Origin of the sequence: Alkalicoccobacillus plakortidis, from assembly GCF_023703085.1 — a bacterium.
GTDB lineage: Bacteria > Bacillota > Bacilli > Bacillales > Bacillaceae_D > Alkalicoccobacillus > Alkalicoccobacillus plakortidis.
On the sequence record NZ_JAMQJY010000002.1, the window covers coordinates 384,350 to 401,909 of the forward strand.

13 protein-coding genes and 3 pseudogenes are annotated in these 17,560 nt (G+C 41.6%); 11 read left to right on the top strand and 5 right to left on the bottom strand.

Translation table 11 applies throughout. The annotated features are described in order from the left end of the window. Positions 1-31 precede the first annotated feature (31 nt). From NDM98_RS16505 to NDM98_RS16520, 4 genes are read left to right on the top strand one after another with little or no spacing between them, the layout of a single operon-like run. Positions 32-1,102, top strand: coding sequence for an iron-siderophore ABC transporter substrate-binding protein (locus NDM98_RS16505; RefSeq protein WP_251610046.1), 1,071 nt, complete (start codon positions 32-34; stop codon positions 1,100-1,102). Beyond that, entirely contained in the window at positions 1,092-2,132 is a 1,041-nt protein-coding gene (locus NDM98_RS16510) for a FecCD family ABC transporter permease (RefSeq protein ID WP_251610404.1), read from the top strand. The genes NDM98_RS16505 and NDM98_RS16510 overlap by 11 nt, the downstream gene beginning before the upstream one ends. Next, positions 2,129-3,160 carry a FecCD family ABC transporter permease gene (locus NDM98_RS16515; RefSeq protein ID WP_251610047.1) on the top strand — a complete coding sequence of 344 codons (1,032 nt, stop codon included), beginning with the start codon at positions 2,129-2,131 and terminating at the stop codon, positions 3,158-3,160. The genes NDM98_RS16510 and NDM98_RS16515 overlap by 4 nt, the downstream gene beginning before the upstream one ends. Continuing rightward, positions 3,161-3,967, top strand: coding sequence for an ABC transporter ATP-binding protein (locus NDM98_RS16520; RefSeq protein ID WP_251610049.1), 807 nt, complete (start codon positions 3,161-3,163; stop codon positions 3,965-3,967). It begins immediately after the preceding gene. A gap of 669 nt (positions 3,968-4,636) precedes the next feature. Here NDM98_RS16520 and NDM98_RS16525 read toward each other — a convergent pair. Beyond that, positions 4,637-5,575, bottom strand: coding sequence for a diacylglycerol kinase (locus NDM98_RS16525; protein ID WP_251610051.1), 939 nt, complete (start codon positions 5,573-5,575; stop codon positions 4,637-4,639). Positions 5,576-5,786: 211 nt separating this feature from the next. Between NDM98_RS16525 and NDM98_RS16530 the strand changes: the two genes are divergently transcribed. Beyond that, positions 5,787-6,983 carry a VanZ family protein gene (locus NDM98_RS16530; protein ID WP_251610053.1) on the top strand — a complete coding sequence of 399 codons (1,197 nt, stop codon included), beginning with the start codon at positions 5,787-5,789 and terminating at the stop codon, positions 6,981-6,983. Between the two features lie 230 nt (positions 6,984-7,213). Here NDM98_RS16530 and NDM98_RS16535 read toward each other — a convergent pair whose 3' ends face one another. Beyond that, positions 7,214-7,477 carry a hypothetical protein gene (locus NDM98_RS16535; RefSeq protein ID WP_251610055.1) on the bottom strand — a complete coding sequence of 88 codons (264 nt, stop codon included), beginning with the start codon at positions 7,475-7,477 and terminating at the stop codon, positions 7,214-7,216. Positions 7,478-7,792: 315 nt separating this feature from the next. Between NDM98_RS16535 and NDM98_RS16540 the strand changes: the two genes are divergently transcribed. The 4 genes from NDM98_RS16540 to NDM98_RS16555 are packed head-to-tail and all read left to right on the top strand — an operon-like array spanning position 7,793 to position 10,701. After that, on the top strand, positions 7,793-8,611 hold the full coding sequence (locus tag NDM98_RS16540) for an ABC transporter substrate-binding protein (RefSeq protein ID WP_251610056.1): 819 nt from the start codon (positions 7,793-7,795) through the stop codon (positions 8,609-8,611). Continuing rightward, positions 8,580-8,942, top strand: a complete 363-nt coding sequence (locus NDM98_RS16545; RefSeq protein WP_251610058.1) for a type 2 periplasmic-binding domain-containing protein — start codon at positions 8,580-8,582, stop codon at positions 8,940-8,942. The genes NDM98_RS16540 and NDM98_RS16545 overlap by 32 nt, the downstream gene beginning before the upstream one ends. Further along, the gene (locus NDM98_RS16550; protein WP_251610060.1) at positions 8,939-9,862 is read left to right on the top strand and encodes a carbohydrate ABC transporter permease; all 924 of its coding nucleotides are present in this window, start codon (positions 8,939-8,941) and stop codon (positions 9,860-9,862) included. Before NDM98_RS16545 ends, NDM98_RS16550 begins: the two co-directional genes overlap by 4 nt. Continuing rightward, a complete protein-coding gene (locus NDM98_RS16555) occupies positions 9,859-10,701 on the top strand; it encodes a carbohydrate ABC transporter permease (protein WP_251610062.1) in 843 nt (280 codons plus the stop codon). Before NDM98_RS16550 ends, NDM98_RS16555 begins: the two co-directional genes overlap by 4 nt. A gap of 41 nt (positions 10,702-10,742) precedes the next feature. Here NDM98_RS16555 and gatB read toward each other — a convergent pair. The 3 pseudogenes from gatB to gatC form a co-directional block, all read right to left on the bottom strand. Continuing rightward, positions 10,743-12,177 (bottom strand): annotated as a pseudogene (gatB, locus tag NDM98_RS16560) (Asp-tRNA(Asn)/Glu-tRNA(Gln) amidotransferase subunit GatB). A gap of 15 nt (positions 12,178-12,192) precedes the next feature. Beyond that, positions 12,193-13,639: pseudogene (gatA, locus tag NDM98_RS16565) on the bottom strand (Asp-tRNA(Asn)/Glu-tRNA(Gln) amidotransferase subunit GatA). A gap of 18 nt (positions 13,640-13,657) precedes the next feature. Further along, positions 13,658-13,947: pseudogene (gene gatC, locus NDM98_RS16570) on the bottom strand (Asp-tRNA(Asn)/Glu-tRNA(Gln) amidotransferase subunit GatC). Positions 13,948-14,238: 291 nt separating this feature from the next. On the opposite strand from gatC, the gene NDM98_RS16575 reads away from it, so the two are divergent. Both NDM98_RS16575 and bglX read left to right on the top strand, forming a co-directional pair. Continuing rightward, positions 14,239-15,213, top strand: coding sequence for a LacI family DNA-binding transcriptional regulator (locus NDM98_RS16575; protein WP_251610064.1), 975 nt, complete (start codon positions 14,239-14,241; stop codon positions 15,211-15,213). A 181-nt stretch (positions 15,214-15,394) separates the two neighbouring features. Next, positions 15,395-17,557 (top strand): beta-glucosidase BglX, encoded by a 2,163-nt coding sequence (bglX, locus tag NDM98_RS16580; RefSeq protein ID WP_251610066.1) that lies wholly within the window; start codon positions 15,395-15,397, stop codon positions 17,555-17,557. The last annotated feature ends 3 nt before the right edge of the window (positions 17,558-17,560 follow it).

Sequence of the window (17,560 nt, forward strand, 5' to 3'; positions counted from 1 at the left end):
TAAAAACTCCATGACAAGGTAGGGAATACTGATGACTTTAAAGAAGACGATTTCATTTAAATGGTTACTTGGCTCGGCTGCACTTGCAGTTGCTCTGACTGGATGTGCAAGCGGTTCTTCAGATAATGATGAATCAGAACAAACAGAAACAAATGATACAGAAACAGCATCAGGAGAAACAAGCTCTGAGTATCCAATTGTGATTGAACATGCATTTGGGGAAACGACTCTTGATGAAAAACCTGAACGAGTGGCTACAATTCAATGGGGAAATCAGGATGTTGCACTAGCTCTTGATGTTGTACCTGTTGGGTTCTCTGCAGCGAATTTTGGAATTGTTGATGATCGCGGTCTACTTCCATGGACAGCTGAAAAAGTAGAAGAGCTAGGTGAATCAGATCCTAATGTGTATCAAGATACAGATGGTCTTGATTTTGAAGCGATTGCTGATTCTAATCCTGATGTTATCCTTTCAGCTTACTCTGGTATCTCTCAAGAAGATTATGATCTTTTAAGTGAAATTGCTCCTGTTGTGCCTTATCCAGTATCTCCATGGACAACAACATGGCGTGAACAGATTACATTGAATGCTGCTGGTATGGGAATGGAAGCTGAAGGTGATCAGCTTGTAGAAGATACAGAGAACCTAATAGAAGAAAAAGCTGCAGAACACCCTGAAATCGAAGGCAAAAATGTATTATGGGTAAACTTCTCGGCAAATGATCTTTCTCAATTACACCTTTACACACCTGTTGATACACGTGTTTCCTTTTTACAGGAGCTTGGTCTCGTTTTCCCTGAAGCCATTTCAGATATGATTGACGATGATACAGCTTACTCATTAAACTTAAGTGCTGAAAATGCAGATGCTCTAAACGAAGCCGATATCATTGTTGGCTATGGTGACGATGCACTCCTTGAAGCGCTACAAAACGATTCTCGTCTTGGCCAAATCGACGCTATTAAAAATGGCGCAGTTGTGTTTATTGATGGAAACTCAGATATTGGCGCAGCTGGAACACCAAACCCTCTTTCAATCGCTTATACAATCGATGAATACTTAGATTTAATTGGAGAAGCGATCGACAAGTCTGAGGAATAAAAAATTGATTAAGAATAGAACATTAAACGCGCATCTTCCAAAACAATTTTGGAAGGTGCTCATTCTTTCTTTTGTCATGCTACTAACCTGTATTATCGCATCACTTGCATTTGGTTCTAGAATTGTAACAAAGGACGAACTGTTAGCTGGTTTGTTTTTTTCTGATGTTGAATCATATGGTGCAAGTGTTGTTCGTGAGAGAATTCCACGAACTATTTTTAGTTTATTTTGTGGGGCTGCACTAGGTGTATCTGGTGCATTGATGCAAGCCGTTACGAGAAACCCCATTGCTGACCCGAGTATTCTAGGAGTGAACACTGGCGCTGCCTTATTTGTTGTTGGTGGACTTGCCTTCTTTAACATTAGTACAGCAGGTCAATACATATGGTTTGCCATTACTGGTGCAATGATTACCGCGGTATTTGTTTATGGTATCGGTTCTATGGGACGTTCTGGTCCAACGCCTCTTAAACTTGTGCTAGCTGGTGCTGCAACAAGTGCAGCTTTATCTTCCTTAGTTAGTGCAATTATGCTACCAAGGTCATATGTCATGGATCAATTTAGATTTTGGCAAGTAGGTAGTCTGGGCTCTGCTAATTGGAATGGAATTACAACATTTCTTCCTTTTCTAATCATAGGAGTCATATTGGCTATTATGACTGCGCCGGCTCTTAATGCCTTAGCACTAGGAGATGAAGTGGCGACCGGACAAGGTGTACGCACTGGTGTACTAAGACTGGTGGCAGCCTTTGCAGGAGTCATACTCTGTGGAGCTGCCACTGCACTTGCCGGTCCTATAGGTTTTATTGGTTTATTATCTACCCATTTAATGAGGCTTTTACTCGGACCAGACTTACGTTACGTGATTCCAATGTCTGCCCTATCAGGTGCTGCGATCCTGACCATATCAGATGTTAGCGGCCGATTAATTGGTAGTCCTGGAGAGCTTGAAGCAGGAGTTCTAACTGCATTTTTAGGAGCTCCAATCTTAATCTACTTAGCGACAAGAATGAAAGTGCGATCATTATGAGACAAACGACAATTGAAAACATAGCAGCAGGCAGGCGTGAACGACGTCGCCGATGGATCATTGTTAATAGCCTACTTTTAGTACTCGCTTGTATGCTTTGTATTGGCATGCTGATGATGGGTAATACAATTTATCCACCTGGTGATGTGATTCGCGTGTTAATGGGTGAATCCGTAGACGGAGCCAATTTTGCCGTAAACACAATTCGTCTACCAAGAATGCTTGCAGGTCTTTTTGCAGGAATAGCATTTGGAATTGCCGGGAACACCTTTCAAACGATGCTACGTAACCCACTTGCTAATCCTGACATACTTGGTATTACTGCAGGTTCTAGTGTAGCAGCTTTATTTTGTATCCTTATTTTACGAACAAGTAATACAACAATCTCCATAGCTGCCGTCATTGCAGCACTTGTGACAGTGGTTATTATTTATGTATTATCTAAAGGTAGATCCTTTTCAGTTGGTCGACTTATTTTGGTTGGTATTGGTGTACAAGCTATGTTAGGTGCCATGATTTCCTACCTTCTATTAATAGGTGCACAGCAAGATATTGCGACTGCATTTAGATGGCTTAGTGGCAGTTTAAATGGTTCCCAAATGAATGCTATAATACCACTTATGATTTCGGTAGTAGTCTGTGCTCCAATCGTTATGATACTCGGAAAACATCTCAGTATTCTGGAACTTGGTGAAGAGTCTGCCTCATCACTTGGATTAAATACCGATCGAACAAGGATCCTACTTATTCTAAGTTCCGTTGCCATGATCGCGATTGCGACAGCAACAACAGGACCGATTGCATTTGTCGCTTTCCTTTCTGGACCAATCGCCAAACGTTTGGTAGGAGCTGGGTATTCTAATGTAATTCCTGCTGGACTTGTAGGATTAAATCTCGTTTTAGCAGCTGATTTGATCGGACAATTTGCGTTTGAAGTCCGGTTTCCCGTTGGGATTATCACCGGAATACTCGGAGCACCTTACTTGCTCTACTTACTCATCCGCATGAATCGAAAGGGAAGTTTATAAATGAAACCAACTCATACATTTCAAACGGATCAAATCGTAGCAGGTTATGATCAAAAGACAATCCTTCATGCCATTGATGTTGTGATTCCTAGTCATAAAATCAACGTAATCATTGGAGCCAACGCCTGTGGAAAGTCAACTCTGCTTAAAACGATGGCAAGACTTATCAAACCCACAGCAGGAACCGTTTCACTTGATGGAAAATCCATCTCAAAAATTCCACCTAAACAACTGGCTCGAGTCTTAGGAATCTTGCCGCAGTCTCCAACTGTACCAGAAGGCATATCCGTTGCTGACTTAGTTGGACGAGGCCGATTCCCACACCAGTCTATACTTAGCGGGTGGACAAAAAAAGATTATGAAGCTGTTGCTGAAGCAATGGAGATCATGGATATTACACATCTTGCCAACCGTAGCATCGATGAGCTCTCTGGTGGACAAAGACAACGTGTATGGATCGCCATGGCGCTCGCGCAACAAACCGATATCCTATTCTTAGATGAACCAACAACATTTTTGGATATCACCTATCAAGTAGAGATACTGGATTTGCTTACAGACTTAAATAAAAAGCACGGAACAACAATTGTCATGGTCCTTCATGACATCAATTTAACCGCTCGTTACGCAGACCATATCTTTGCCCTACGTGAAGGAAAGCTAATCGCAGAAGGAGATCCTGCCAATGTGATCACAAGCGATCTAATTCAAGAAATTTTTGGACTTGATTGCACAGTGATTCCAGATCCCGTCTCTCATTCCCCACTCGTTGTCCCAAGAGGACGATATCATGTGAAGGATTCATAAAAATAAGCACCCTGAGAAGTTGGGGTGCTCTTTTTTTGGTTTGCACGGAGGGTGGGGGCGCCGGAATTTGGTTTTAGCCGCGAGTTTCCTGCTTTGCCCGTGGGATTCCTGCCTTACCCGCGGGATTCCTGCTTTACCCGTGGCTTCCACTCCTTTACCCGCGGGATTCCTGCCTTACCCGTGGCTTCCACTCCTTTACCCGTGGGATTCCTGCTTTACCCGTGGCTTTCCCTCCTTTACCCGCGCGATTCCTCCTTTACCCGTGAGTTTCCCTCCTTTACCCGCGCGATTCCTGCCTTACCCGTGGCTTTCCCTCCTTTACCCGCGCGATTCCTGCCTTACCCGTGAGTTTCCCTCTTTACCCGCGGGATTTCTGCTTTACCCGTGGCTTTCCCTCCTTTGCCCGTGGGATTCCTGCCTTACCCGTGGCTTCCCTCCTTTACCCGCGGGATTCCTGCTTTACCCGTGGCTTTCCCTCCTTTATCCGCGGGATTTCTGCCTTACCCGTGAGTTTCCCTCCTTTACCCGCGGGATTTCTGCTTTACCCGCGACTCCCGTTCTCTTACCCGTGAGTTTCCTACCTCACACGCGACTCCCGCTCCTTTTCCTGCTCTACACGCAATTCCACCTCTCCAAAATCCCTCTCCCCCAAAAAAAGAAACCGACCACTCATTGGTCGGTTTCTACGTTTTCTAGCTTTTTCTGATCACGTGCTGCTGGTGTGAGCATTTGAAAGTGTCTGTATAAGTTGACGAATTCGGCTTGGAGGCTACCGCCTCGTTCACCGTCTAGATTTAACTTCATTTCCGCGTCTCCGTCGAGTACTTCGACTTTAATACGGTTGGCTTGAATGTACATCACCTTTGGATGGTTAATGTGTTCACCACGCAAGGCAAGGCCACCGACTTGAATGAACTCGGCAAAAGTGGTTTTTTTGACGATTAAAAAGTCAAACATACCATCCTGCAATGACGCGTGTGGTGCAAGCTTCTCAAAACCACCTACTGAGTTGGTATTAGCAATCAAAAACATCATGATGTCGCCTTCAAAAAGCTTCCCGTCATATTCAATGCGAACGGAAGTTGGCGAAATTTGAGGTAGCTTCTCTAGTCCTTTGATATAATAGGCCAGTTGTCCAACAAGAGTCTTCAACTTAATTGGCACTTCATAAGTAAGCTCAGTCAGTGCTCCTGCTGCGGCAATATTAATAAAATATTTATCGTTCATTTTTCCAATATCGATTGGTTCAATATGATCGCCACACAACACATCACACGCTTTGGTGATATCCTTCGATATACCAAGTGCACGGGCAAAATCATTTGTTGTTCCTGCTGGAATGATGCCAAGCATCGGGCGATCATCAAGCTCCGCCAATCCGTTTACTACTTCAAAAATCGTACCATCCCCACCGGCTGCAATCACTAAATCATACCCACGTTCTGCTGCACGTCTAGCTGCACGCTTGGCACAGCCTTCTTCTGGTGTAGTAGCGTGAGCCGAGGTTTCGTATCCCGCTTTTTCAAGTCGTTCCATGACATAGGCTAAGTTCTTACGAATCTGCTCGCGTCCTGAGGTTGGATTATATATTAAACGTGCTGTTTTCATTTGGCTCTCCCACTTTGCTTCAAGGTATACCGCAATAAAATCTCTTCTTGTATTGTATCGCAAAAACCTCTAAAAACAATACTTTCTGCCTAATTCTCAAAGTGTTACAAAATTTGGTGGGAAAGTTGCCGAAAAACAGCCTAGCTTTTTTTATTGCATTGGTAGATAATAGAAAATGTAATTTAATTGTTAAGGGAGATTATGACAAGAAATGACCGCAGATTTTATTTTTAGCACCTTAAAAGACTATTTTTTATTAGCGTTACTCGCACTCATTGCTTTATCCATTCTTTTCTTTATCCTTTACTATGTAGTCTATCGAAAGCTTTTAGGTAGAGATAAAAGACTTTCCAAAAAGCAGATGCTTGTTAGCTCAATGTTTGTTGGCTATGTCATCATGGTAATTGGCGTTACGATTATTGATAGGGGAGCACATTTCAATAGTCAAACGGATTTCAGTCTCTTTAATTCTTACCGCGAAGCATGGAATAACTTTGGGATTCCAGATTGGCAGTTTATCATCTTAAATATTGTGATGTTTGTTCCATTTGGAATACTTTTTCCACTCCTACATTCACGGTTTCAAAAAGCGGTGTGGACTATCGGATCAGGCCTTCTCTTTACCCTTTCGATCGAACTCTTTCAGTTGATTACAGGTTTAGGAATATTTGAAGTCGATGACCTCTTTAACAATCTGCTTGGTGCTATTCTTGGATACGGAATTGTTATGGGTATTCTAAAAATCCGAAAGAAGAAATTCAAACGAGCTGTTGCTTATTTCTCGCCGTTGTTTCTGGTTTTGATTCTTTTCGGTGGCATGTTTGCTTATTATCATTTAAAGGAATTTGGAAACCTTTCTCTAGCTGCAAGTACAAAAGTAGATATGAATGAAACCACCGTCATTCTTGATGTTGTTCTCGATGACATGGATTCAACAGTTCCTATATACAAGGTGAATAGCTACTCTCATACAGAAGCGAAAGAATTTGTTGAAGCGTTTTTTAAAAATATTGATATAGGTACTGAGGAATTGGAAGAGGACCTCTATCTTGATACCGGTTTTTACACAACTAGGGTAGATCCAACGTTTAGAGTATCTTTTGAATTTTTTGATGGTAGATATGACTATCTTGATTTCTCATCACTTGATGGCATTGATCTAAAAGATACAGATGAGAAAAACCTACTAAATAAGTTAACAAACTTTGGTATAAACATCCCCACTCACTCCCAGTTTCAACAAACTGAAACAGGCAGCTACGAGTGGACTATCCGTAACGACCTAGAAAACGATCAGTTATTAGAAGGTTATATTTCTGTTAACTATTATGCAGACGATAGCATCAAGAATATATCCAACCAAGCTCATTACCTACGACAAAGTAAAAGACGTTCAAATAAAAAGTGAACAGGAAGCTTTTAACGAGCTATTTGATGGAAAATTCCAATCTTATTCTCAAAAGATAAACAAGATTACGATTCATGCTGTTGAACTCAACTATCACCTAGATTCGAAAGGCTTCTACAGCCTGTATATGATTTTCATAGTACGGTTGATGGACATGAGACCCTCATTCAAATACCAGGCACTCTAAGTTAGTGCCAAATTCCTTTCCATAGGAATTTGGCTTTTTTATGTTAAACAATTGCTTGCAAAAAATAGTTTGCAACCAGGGCACACATTGAGATCAGTACAATCCTGTTATATTTACCTTCCTCTCCTCTAAATCCTGCCACAACAGCTAAAATTAGAAGGACTTCGAATACCACGTTCATCAGGATCATGAACCATGGATTTGGAGCATGAGCTTGATTGAGGGTTAATGAACTGATCAAACTCGCAACAAAAAAGAGCAGAGCGACACTTCCTAAGATCATCACGATGACCTTTGAACAATTCATATAAAACATCCCTCCTCTTTCATTCATACCCTACTATGAAAAAAGATAAGCACAAAAGCAGTGCAAATCAAAATCCCATATCATTTGACATTAAGTATTCGTTTCGATAATCTATCACTACTTTACTTTTTTGAAAGCGCTAACACTAATACGCACATAAGAAGGAGAGGAGCTTGTGATGAGATCGTTCCCAATTACACTGTTGATTTTTAGTAGTATACCGCTGATCGTTGTTGTTGTGCGAATGCAAACACGGAGAAAACACTTACGTGGATAACTGGTTCCGATTCATCTCCAGATGCCCCTGATGAAGAAATGAGCACCTATGTTCAACAGAATGTTCGCGATATTGAAGAAGAGTATGGCATGCCAATGCAACATAGCATTCATACCTCGAATATTGATGAGGCTATGGCACGGTTGCAAGAGCAAGCTGTGCGTAATCAGGCTCCTGATTTTGCTTTGATTGATGGATATGCCATTGAGCGTTTTCAAGATCATTTACAACCTTTAAACGAATTGATGGATGAAAACGGTATGGATTTAGATGACTTTTTACCTTTTGCCCAAGATGTGATGGTTGGGGATGATGGAAATGTATATGGTCTGTATTTAAGTACAGACATTCGCTATGTTTTTTATGATACAAGATACGTGCCTGAACCTCCAGAATCCTGGGACGAGGCGATGCAGATCTCAGAAGATCTAGTTAATCAAGGCTATGAAGGTCTGGTCCTTCCTCTGGGTGTAGGTGAAGGTACATCCGTTACGAGTCTTTGGCCGCTGTTTTGGGGACAAGGCGGTGAGCTAGTTGATGAAAATGGACAACCTGCATTTTACAATAACGAAAATCGCGAATACATGTTAAATGTGTTTAACGCCATTCATGATGGAGTTGAAACAGGCGCCATTTCTAAAAGGATGGCCATTAACGGTGAAGAGAATGATGGTAATGCCGAAATTTCAACAGGCTTAGTAAAAATGCTTTATCCAGGTAGTTGGCAAATCAATACGTTTCAAGACATTCTCGGCGATGACTTTGAGCATTGGGATGTTGCATCCTTACCTATGCTTGAGGGTGGAGATGGAACCTCAACTGTAGGTGGCTTGGGCATTTGGCATTTTCACAGATGATCCTGATAAGCAGCAAGCGGCATTTGATTTTCTACAGCGCACGTATGTTGGGGAAGAAGGTATGGCACGATTTATAACAAGAGATGGATCCATGCCTGTTCGCTCATCTGTCTATGATTCGCCTGAGTTTGAACCGATACCATTTATTGATGAATTTCTTACGATTCTTGAAGAAGAAGGTCGACCACGTCCAGCTGCCTTAACTTATAATTCAATTTCTGTGCAGTTACAAATCGCGATTTCACAAGTTGTATCAGGAAGCAAAACTCCTGAACAGGCACTTGAGGATGCTTGGGAAATTGCTACGTTTGGAATGGAGGATGTTGAATGAAAACAGAGCATAAGATTCAATCACCTATTAAACCAACAAAAACGTCCTTTGCTGATACGCCATTTCCATGGTTGATCCCACTCAGTCTACTACTTCTAGCCGTATTCTTATACCCGATTTTTGAGATTATACGAATGAGCTTTACTGATATGAATCTTGTTGATACAGAGTTCACCTATACACTCGAATCCTATGTACGTTTATTCACGCTACCAGGGTTCTGGCCAATGCTTGGCACAACTAGCTTTTTTGTATTCTTTAGTGTGATTTTTCAATTATTCTGTGGTTTTGTTGTTGCTCTTTTGATTGTCCGTGGAGAGAACTTAAAGCTTAGAGGTACAATTATTGTCAGAACCTCTGTTTTAGTTGCATGGGCTATTCCTGGAGTTGTGATTGGGATTATTTTTGAAATGCTTTATACAGAAACTCAGGCAGGTATCTTAAATTATTTCCTTTCAATGGTTGGTTTAGGTCCAATTACGTTTTTATCCGATCCGACCATGGCTCTTCTATCAGTTACGCTTGCAAATATCTGGCGTGGAACGGCATTTAGTATGATTTTAATGTACGCAGGATTGCAAACGGTTTCTAAGGATGTTTTGGAAGCTGCTACCATTGATGGTGCTGGAGCCTTTCAACGTCTGCGGAATGTCATTTTACCTGCAATTGCACCCATTGTGTTAATCAATCTCATTATCATTTCCATTGATACTTTTAACACATTTGATATGGTGATGGCCTTAACACAAGGTGGTCCAGGGAACAGCACAGAAGTGATTGCGTTAAGTATCTACACCTCTATCTTCCAAGAGTTTAATTTAGGTGTGGGCGCAGCAACCTCGGTCATTTTGTTAGCTATTAATGTACTGATGACACTTGTTTACTTATTTGTGCTTGGGAAAGGTAGGGATGAAGCATGATGTCAAAATCAAAAAATCGTGGGCTTACCATCGCCCTATATACGAGTTATTTCTTGATTGTTGTTGTGTTTTTATTCCCGCTTTTTTGGGTCGCTTCTGTGTCTTTAAAAACACAAACTGAGTTATTTGAGGTTCCTCCATCCATCTGGCCATCAAGCTGGCAATTTGAAAATTATTTACATGTTCTGCAAACCACACCGGTTCTCACCTACTTATGGAATTCACTCAGGCTTGTGGTATTAACCGTGTTGGTTAGCTTGTGTATTGCATTGCCTGCAGCCTTTGCTTTGTCTCGCTTTAAGTTGAGAGGGAAAAATGCGTTTCTACTAGTGATCCTCATGACTCAGATGATCTCCGCGGTGGTTATCTCCATTCCACTGTATCGGTTATTTGCTAGTTGGAACCTTTTAAACAACTTCCTTTTGATTTTAGCGATTTACGTAGCTGTGGTTCTGCCAATTGCCACATGGTTTATGAAAAACTATTTTGACACATTACCAGAGCAAATGGATGAAGCTGCAATCATAGATGGCTGCAATCGTTGGCAACTACTCACAAAAATTTTGCTACCCGTTGCACGGCCGGGGATTATATCTGTCGTCATTTTAGTAGCTGTTCAGAGCTGGTCACAGTTTGTTATCCCATTCATTCTAATTGATGATGCGGCGCTTTATCCCGTATCAGTTGGAGTAGTAAATCTACAATCAACGCAAGCACAAATCACAACCCACTATCTAGCAGCCGGCAGCATTATGTCAATCGTTCCGGTTATCATCTTGTTTTTGTTGCTGCAGAAGTACATTGTTGGCGCCTTAACTTCTGGTGCCGTAAAAGGATAATCTCTAAAAAGGAGCTGACCCAATGGGCCAGCTCTTTCGTGTTATCGCTTATTAATTTCTTCCATTAAGAACTTATTCACCAATTGTGGATTGGCTTTTCCTTTGGTCGCTTTCATGATCTGACCAACGAGGAAGCCGATTGCACGGTCTTTGCCGTTTTTGTAATCAATGATGGATTGTTCGTTTTGGTCGAGAACGTCCACAACCATTTTGCGAATTTCACCTTCATCGGAAATTTGAACAAGGCCTTTATCTTGTACAATTTTCTCTGCGTCGCTGCCGTTTTCAATGAGTTCCTTAAATACTTTTTTGGCGATTTTAGAAGAGATCGTTCCTTTTTCGATCAGTGTGATCATACCAGCTAGTGACTTCGGTGTAATCGCTGTTTCGTCCAGGTCCTTCTGCTCAGCATTCAAGTACTCGGACACTCCGCCCATTAACCAGTTAGACACAAGCTTTGAATCTGCACCAAGTTCAATTGTCGCTTCAAAGAAATCAGACATTTCTTTTGTTAATGTCAGAACCATGGCATCGTATACAGGTAAGCCTAATTCTTGAACATAACGCTGCTTTCTCGCGTCTGGAAGCTCAGGGATTTCTGCACGAATGCGGTCCTTCCACTCATTATCAATGTGAAGAGCTGTTAAGTCAGGCTCTGGGAAGTAACGGTAATCATCCGATCCTTCTTTGATACGCATCAGGATTGTTTTCCCACCAGCTTCATCAAAGCGACGTGTTTCTTGTTCGATGATGCCGCCAGAAAGCAATACTTGCTCTTGACGCTTCTCCTCATATTCAAGACCTTTGCGCACAAAGTTAAACGAATTCAGGTTCTTCAGCTCTGCTTTTGTACCGAACTTCTCTTGTCCAATTGGACGAAGCGAAATGTTCGCGTCACAACGCAGGGAACCTTCTTCCATTTTACAATCAGACACGCCAGTGTATTGAATAATCGCTTTTAGCTTTTCAAGATACGCATACGCCTCTGCCGGGGTACGGATATCTGGCTCAGATACGATCTCAACTAATGGTGTTCCTTGACGGTTATAATCGACAAGTGAATAGCCGCCAGCCGAGTGCGTCAGTTTACCAAGCGTCCTCTTCCAGGTGAAGTCGCGTAATACCTATACGCTTTTTGTAGCCATCTACTTCAATCTCAATCCATCCATGCTCGCCAATTGGCTTATCAAACTGAGAGATCTGATATGCTTTTGGATTATCCGGATAAAAGTAGTTTTTACGGTCAAACTTCGTGTCAGTTGCAACTTCACAGTTTAGGGCCATAGACGCCTTCATCGCAAATTCAACTGCTTTTTTATTCAATACCGGCAATACTCCAGGATAACCAAGGTCAATAACACTTGTATTGGCGTTCGGCTCTGCTCCAAAGTGGTTTGGGCTAGCAGAGAAGATCTTAGAGTCGGTTTTTAATTCTACGTGTACTTCTAATCCAATTACCGTTTCAAAATTCGTCATGTTCACTGACCCCCTTTACAACGATGGCTTAGCATCGGCAAAATCCGTTGCCTGCTCATAGGCATGGGCTACACGATACACAGTCTTCTCGTCAAAATGCTTTCCAATAATCTGCAGACCAAGTGGAAGTCCATCTTGGAAACCACACGGTACACTGATTGCTGGTACACCAGCAAGGTTTACTGGAATGGTTAATATATCATTCGCGTACATCGTTAATGGATCATCTGTCTTTTCACCAATTTTGAAAGTTGGTGTAGGCGTGGTTGGTCCAACAATCACATCATAGTTCTCAAATACGTCTTCAAAATCTTTTTTGATTAACGTACGAACTTGCTGTGCCTTTTTGTAATATGCATCATAGTAACCAGAGCTTAGTGCAAATGTACCAAGCATAATACGGCGTTTTACTTCGTTACCGAAGCCTTCTGCACGAGTCTGCTTGTACATTTCAAGCAGGTTATCTGCATTGTCCGTACGATAGCCATAACGTACCCCGTCAAAACGCGATAAGTTAGCTGAAGCCTCAGAAGATGAGATTAGATAGTACGTTGCAAGTGCATATTTTGAATGCGGTAGGGATACTTCATCCCATGTTGCACCTTGTGCTTCTAGAACCTTTAAGGCATCAAGAACGGACTGCTTCACTTCAGGTTGAACACCTTCTGCAAGGTATTCCTTAGGTACTGCAATCTTAAGCCCCTTCACATCTCCTGTTAAACCAGATAGGAAGTCAGGAACATCAACTTGTGCAGATGTTGAATCCATTGGGTCTACACCTGAAATAGATTGAAGCAAGTAAGCATTATCTTCAACACGGCGTGTAACCGGACCAATTTGATCAAGAGAAGATGCAAATGCTACTAGACCGAAACGCGATACGCGACCATATGTAGGCTTAAGTCCAACTACCCCACAGTAAGCTGCTGGCTGACGAATCGAGCCACCTGTATCAGATCCAAGAGAGAAAAGCACCTCTCCAGCCGCTACAGCTGCTGCAGAACCACCACTTGATCCACCTGGAACATAGTCAAGATTCCAAGGGTTTTTTGTTTTTGCCAAAGCTGCATTCTCAGTTGAAGAACCCATTGCAAATTCATCCATATTTAACTTACCGATTGTGACAGCTTGTGCATTACGCAGCTTTTGTACAACCGTTGCATCATAAATAGGGTTGAAATTTTCTAAAATACGGCTTGAGCACGTGGTTCTCAGATCCTTTGTAACGATATTATCCTTTACACCAATTGGCATACCGAATAATGATCCCTCAGGCGCCACTTCGTCCAAGCTCTTTTGCATAGGCACGAGCCTTCTCTTCATCAAGTGTCAGGAAAGATTGAACCTTACCATCCACTTCTGCAATACGCTTGTAGGATTCATCTACAAGATCTGTAACCTTTATTTCTTTCTGTTTAAGCTTCGAGTGAAGCTCTTTAATTGAATGGTCGAATAAAGACATGATTTCGGATCCTCCCTGCTATTCCATTATAGACGGCACTCGCACTTGACCATCCTCATGGTCAGGAGCGTTTTTCAAGACTTCCTCTACTGGTAACCCACGTCCGGCTTGTCCTCGCGCAGAACATTTGTCATGTTCAACACATGTGTAGTTGGTTCCACACCTTCTGTATCTAATTCATTTAACTGCTCCGCAAATGAAATAATATCATCCAGTTGCTTTGTGAACATTTGAGCTTCCTCTTCCGTAATTGCAAGACGCGCCAAATTTGCCACGTGTTTCACTTGATCTGTTGAGATTCGAGACATCTCATTACACCTCCAAAATCGCATGTTGACAATACTTTAAACTATACCAAATTAAAGGCGGGCAAGCAACAAAGGGATCAGATAAAAAATGGTGGATGAATGAGATCGAACCCTTGATCTATAAGGATTTTTAAAGAGTTATGGATAAATACTTTATTTCTGTGACGTGGTGATGTAACTTAGTACACTCTTTACGTACAATACATATGTATTCCAATACCTAGATCAGTTGACAATTGTTGAAACCCCTGTAACATATGATATACAAGAAATGGACCTGAGGAGGATAAGATGCAGATGGTAAGCATCCGAGATATCGCAAAAAAGGCGGGCGTCTCCGTGACGTCCGTCTCATATGCGCTTAATGGTAATCCGAAAGTTTCCAAAAAGACAACAGAGCACATTAAACAAATTGCAAATGAATTGAATTATCGTCCGAATGCGGCAGCACGAACACTAAAGACACGACTCACAAAAAAAATAGGTATCTTTATCCGCGAGGACCGGGGGATTTTTTTTGGTGATATTCTTTCAGGTGTCATTGAAATTTGTTCAAAGATTGGCTATGACGCTGTGGTTTGTACTGGTGAAAATGCATTAGATTCACTTGATAATGGCTCAGTAGATGGCGGTCTTATCATGGATAACCGCATTACAACTGAAGAAATTATGCGGTTAGCGGATGCTGGTAGGAAGCTTGTTGTGCTAGATCGTACCTTTTATCATAAACACGTTCGCCAGGTTCTGTTAGACAATGAAAATGGTGTAAGGCAAATGGTTAGTCATCTCATTACGTTACCTTCTAAAAAAACATACATAGTTTCAGGTAGCGCCAAAAACTTCGATAGTCAGGAACGAGTGAAAAGTGCACGTAAGGCTTTTGCTGAACTTGCCCCTCAACACCCGATCGAAGTTCTCGACGGAATGTTTAATTTAAACGGTGGCTTAGATGCTGCAAAAAAAATTGAGAAGGATTGGTCAGAGAGTCCAATCTCAGTCTTTGCCCTCTCGGATAGTACGGCTGTTGGAATGCAACAGTATTTTCAACAAAACAACTATTACATTGGAAAAGATATCCTCCTTTCTGGCTTTGATAATAGTCTATTGAGTCAATATGTTACTCCTTCCTTAACCACCGTTGACTATTCGACAAAACGTTGGGGTGAGGAAGCAGCAAAGGTTTTACTTCAGCTAATCTCCGGTGAAGAAGCGCATCATAAACTGATTCCAACAACATTAAAAACTAGGACCTCAACTACGGGATAAAGCTCGTACATGAGGTCTTTTTATTTTTCTCTTGCTTTTGAATTCTGTATAGACTTATACTGTAATCAATCAAACAGGTGAAACGTTTAAACTAATATTAAACAATATAAATCCCTTATTATTATATTTTTTTACCTAAAAGGTGAAACGTTTCACTAATTATTTATTTAAGAGGTGTCCTATGGAGAGACAGAAAGTAAAGCAACTTTTGTCAGAAATGACGATCGAAGAAAAAGTAGGTCAGCTCACTCAATTTGCTGGTTTGTTTTATTCCACGCAAACAAATGATGTTCCTGTTACCGGACCTGTAGACTTCCCAGTGAATGATGAAATCATTGAGACCAGTGGCTCAGTTCTTGGAATTGCTGGTGCAAAAAAGCTAATTGACATTCAAAAAACTTATCTTGAAAAAAGCAGACTTAACATTCCACTTCTTTTTATGGCAGATGTCATTAATGGTTTTGAAACCATTTTCCCTATTCCACTTGGTCTTGGTGCAACCTGGGAACCTAGTTTAATCGAAGAATTGCAAGCGGTTTCAGCTAAAGAAGCAACAAGTGCTGGTCTTCATGTTAGTTTTGCGCCAATGGCTGACCTAGTTCGCGACCCACGTTGGGGCAGAGTGATGGAATCAACAGGTGAGGACCCCTATTTGAATGGGCTATTTGCAGAAGCAACCGTTCGTGGCTTACAAGGAGAAGACTTAACTCAAAACAGCGAACATCTTGCGGCTTGTGTAAAACATTTTGCTGCATACGGTGCTGCTGAAGGTGGTCGTGATTACAATACTGTTGATGTATCAGAGCGTGAGCTGAGAGAAATGCATATGCCAGCATACAAAGCCGCACTTGAAGCCGGTGTAAAACTTGTCATGACTGCATTTAATACCGTCCATTCTGTCCCTGCTACTGGAAACCAAGCTTTATTACGTGGAATGCTGAGAGAAGAGTATGGCTTTGAAGGGCTTGTAATCTCTGACTTTGGAGCTGTACAAGAGCTAATCCCCCATGGAGTTGCTGAAGATGAAACCGAAGCTTCCAAAAAAGCTCTTCTGGCAGGTGTTGATATTGATATGATGAGTTTATGTTACTCGCATTCACTTACCCAGTTGATTAAAGAAAAAAAGCTAGACGAATCCCTGCTTAACGAAGCAGTTGAACGTGTGCTTCATTTAAAAAACGATCTTGGTTTGTTTGAAGATCCGTATCGTGGAACAAGTGAAAAAAGAGAAAAAAGTACATTAGGTCATGCCTCTCACAAAGAATTAGCAAGAACAGTCGCAGAAAAAAGTTCTGTGCTCTTAAAAAATAATGATATTCTGCCGCTTACTAAAGAAACAACGATTGCCCTAGTTGGCCCTTACGCAGATAATAATGACCTGCTTGGAGAGTGGTCTATCTTTGGGAACATGGATGAAACGGCTACATTAAAGGACAAGTTGCAAGAGGCTTTCCCTACTCTTACCTTTGCAAAAGGATCTGATCTTTATGAACGGAATCAAGATTTGCTAGAAGAAGCGATCCATTCGGCAACTCATGCTGATGTCGTTGTCCTTGCATTAGGAGAGGGGCGAGATCGCAGTGGAGAAGGCCGGAGTCGGTCATCTATCACACTATCACCCTCTCAAATAGAGTTAGCAAAAAAAATCAGCGAGTTAGGAAAACCAGTGGTTGTCACTTTATTCAATGCACGTCCTATTGATCTTACAGAATTAGAACCTTATGTTGATGCCATTTTGGAATGCTGGCATCCGGGATCAGAAGGGGCTTCAGCCATTGTCAATCTATTAATTGGTGATGCCAATCCAAGTGGCAAGCTAACGATGTCTTTCCCTAGAGCTACCGGACAGATACCCGTTTACTACAATGCCTATAATACAGGCAGGCCATTACCAGCAGGAAGTGAAGAACGATTTTTCTCACGTTATATCGACATTCCGAATGAACCCCTTTATCCATTTGGTTATGGATTAAGTTACGCTTCTTTTGAGTACAGTGAAGCCCGCTCAAATGGGGACAAATTCGATAGAAAACAAACGTTACAAGTAGAAATTGATGTCACCAACACCTGTAATGTAGAAGGTGAAGAGATTGTTCAACTCTATATCCAAGACCCAGTTGCAGAAGTGACTCGTCCTGTGAAGGAACTAAAAGGATTTAAAAAAATCACATTAGCACCAAATGAGACAAAAACCGTTTCGTTTGAAATAAGTGAACCGATGCTAAGGTATCATCATAGTGACTTATCCTATTCAAGTGATCCAGGAACATTTTATGTATTTATAAACGGTAGCAGTAATTGTACGGATACAAACAAACTTACTATTACACTTACAGAAGCATAACAA

What these genes read in the sequence shown, in the direction of transcription:
- NDM98_RS16555 (WP_251610062.1), top strand. Translation starts at nt 9,859, where the DNA reads ATGATGTCAAAATCAAAAAATCGTGGGCTTACCATCGCCCTATATACG.
- NDM98_RS16515 (WP_251610047.1), top strand. Translation starts at nt 2,129, where the DNA reads ATGAGACAAACGACAATTGAAAACATAGCAGCAGGCAGGCGTGAACGA.
- bglX (WP_251610066.1), top strand. Translation starts at nt 15,395, where the DNA reads ATGGAGAGACAGAAAGTAAAGCAACTTTTGTCAGAAATGACGATCGAA.
- NDM98_RS16520 (WP_251610049.1), top strand. Translation starts at nt 3,161, where the DNA reads ATGAAACCAACTCATACATTTCAAACGGATCAAATCGTAGCAGGTTAT.
- NDM98_RS16535 (WP_251610055.1), bottom strand. Translation starts at nt 7,477, where the DNA reads ATGAATTGTTCAAAGGTCATCGTGATGATCTTAGGAAGTGTCGCTCTG.
- NDM98_RS16575 (WP_251610064.1), top strand. Translation starts at nt 14,239, where the DNA reads ATGCAGATGGTAAGCATCCGAGATATCGCAAAAAAGGCGGGCGTCTCC.
- NDM98_RS16525 (WP_251610051.1), bottom strand. Translation starts at nt 5,575, where the DNA reads ATGAAAACAGCACGTTTAATATATAATCCAACCTCAGGACGCGAGCAG.
- NDM98_RS16550 (WP_251610060.1), top strand. Translation starts at nt 8,939, where the DNA reads ATGAAAACAGAGCATAAGATTCAATCACCTATTAAACCAACAAAAACG.
- NDM98_RS16540 (WP_251610056.1), top strand. Translation starts at nt 7,793, where the DNA reads ATGAGCACCTATGTTCAACAGAATGTTCGCGATATTGAAGAAGAGTAT.
- NDM98_RS16505 (WP_251610046.1), top strand. Translation starts at nt 32, where the DNA reads ATGACTTTAAAGAAGACGATTTCATTTAAATGGTTACTTGGCTCGGCT.
- NDM98_RS16530 (WP_251610053.1), top strand. Translation starts at nt 5,787, where the DNA reads ATGACCGCAGATTTTATTTTTAGCACCTTAAAAGACTATTTTTTATTA.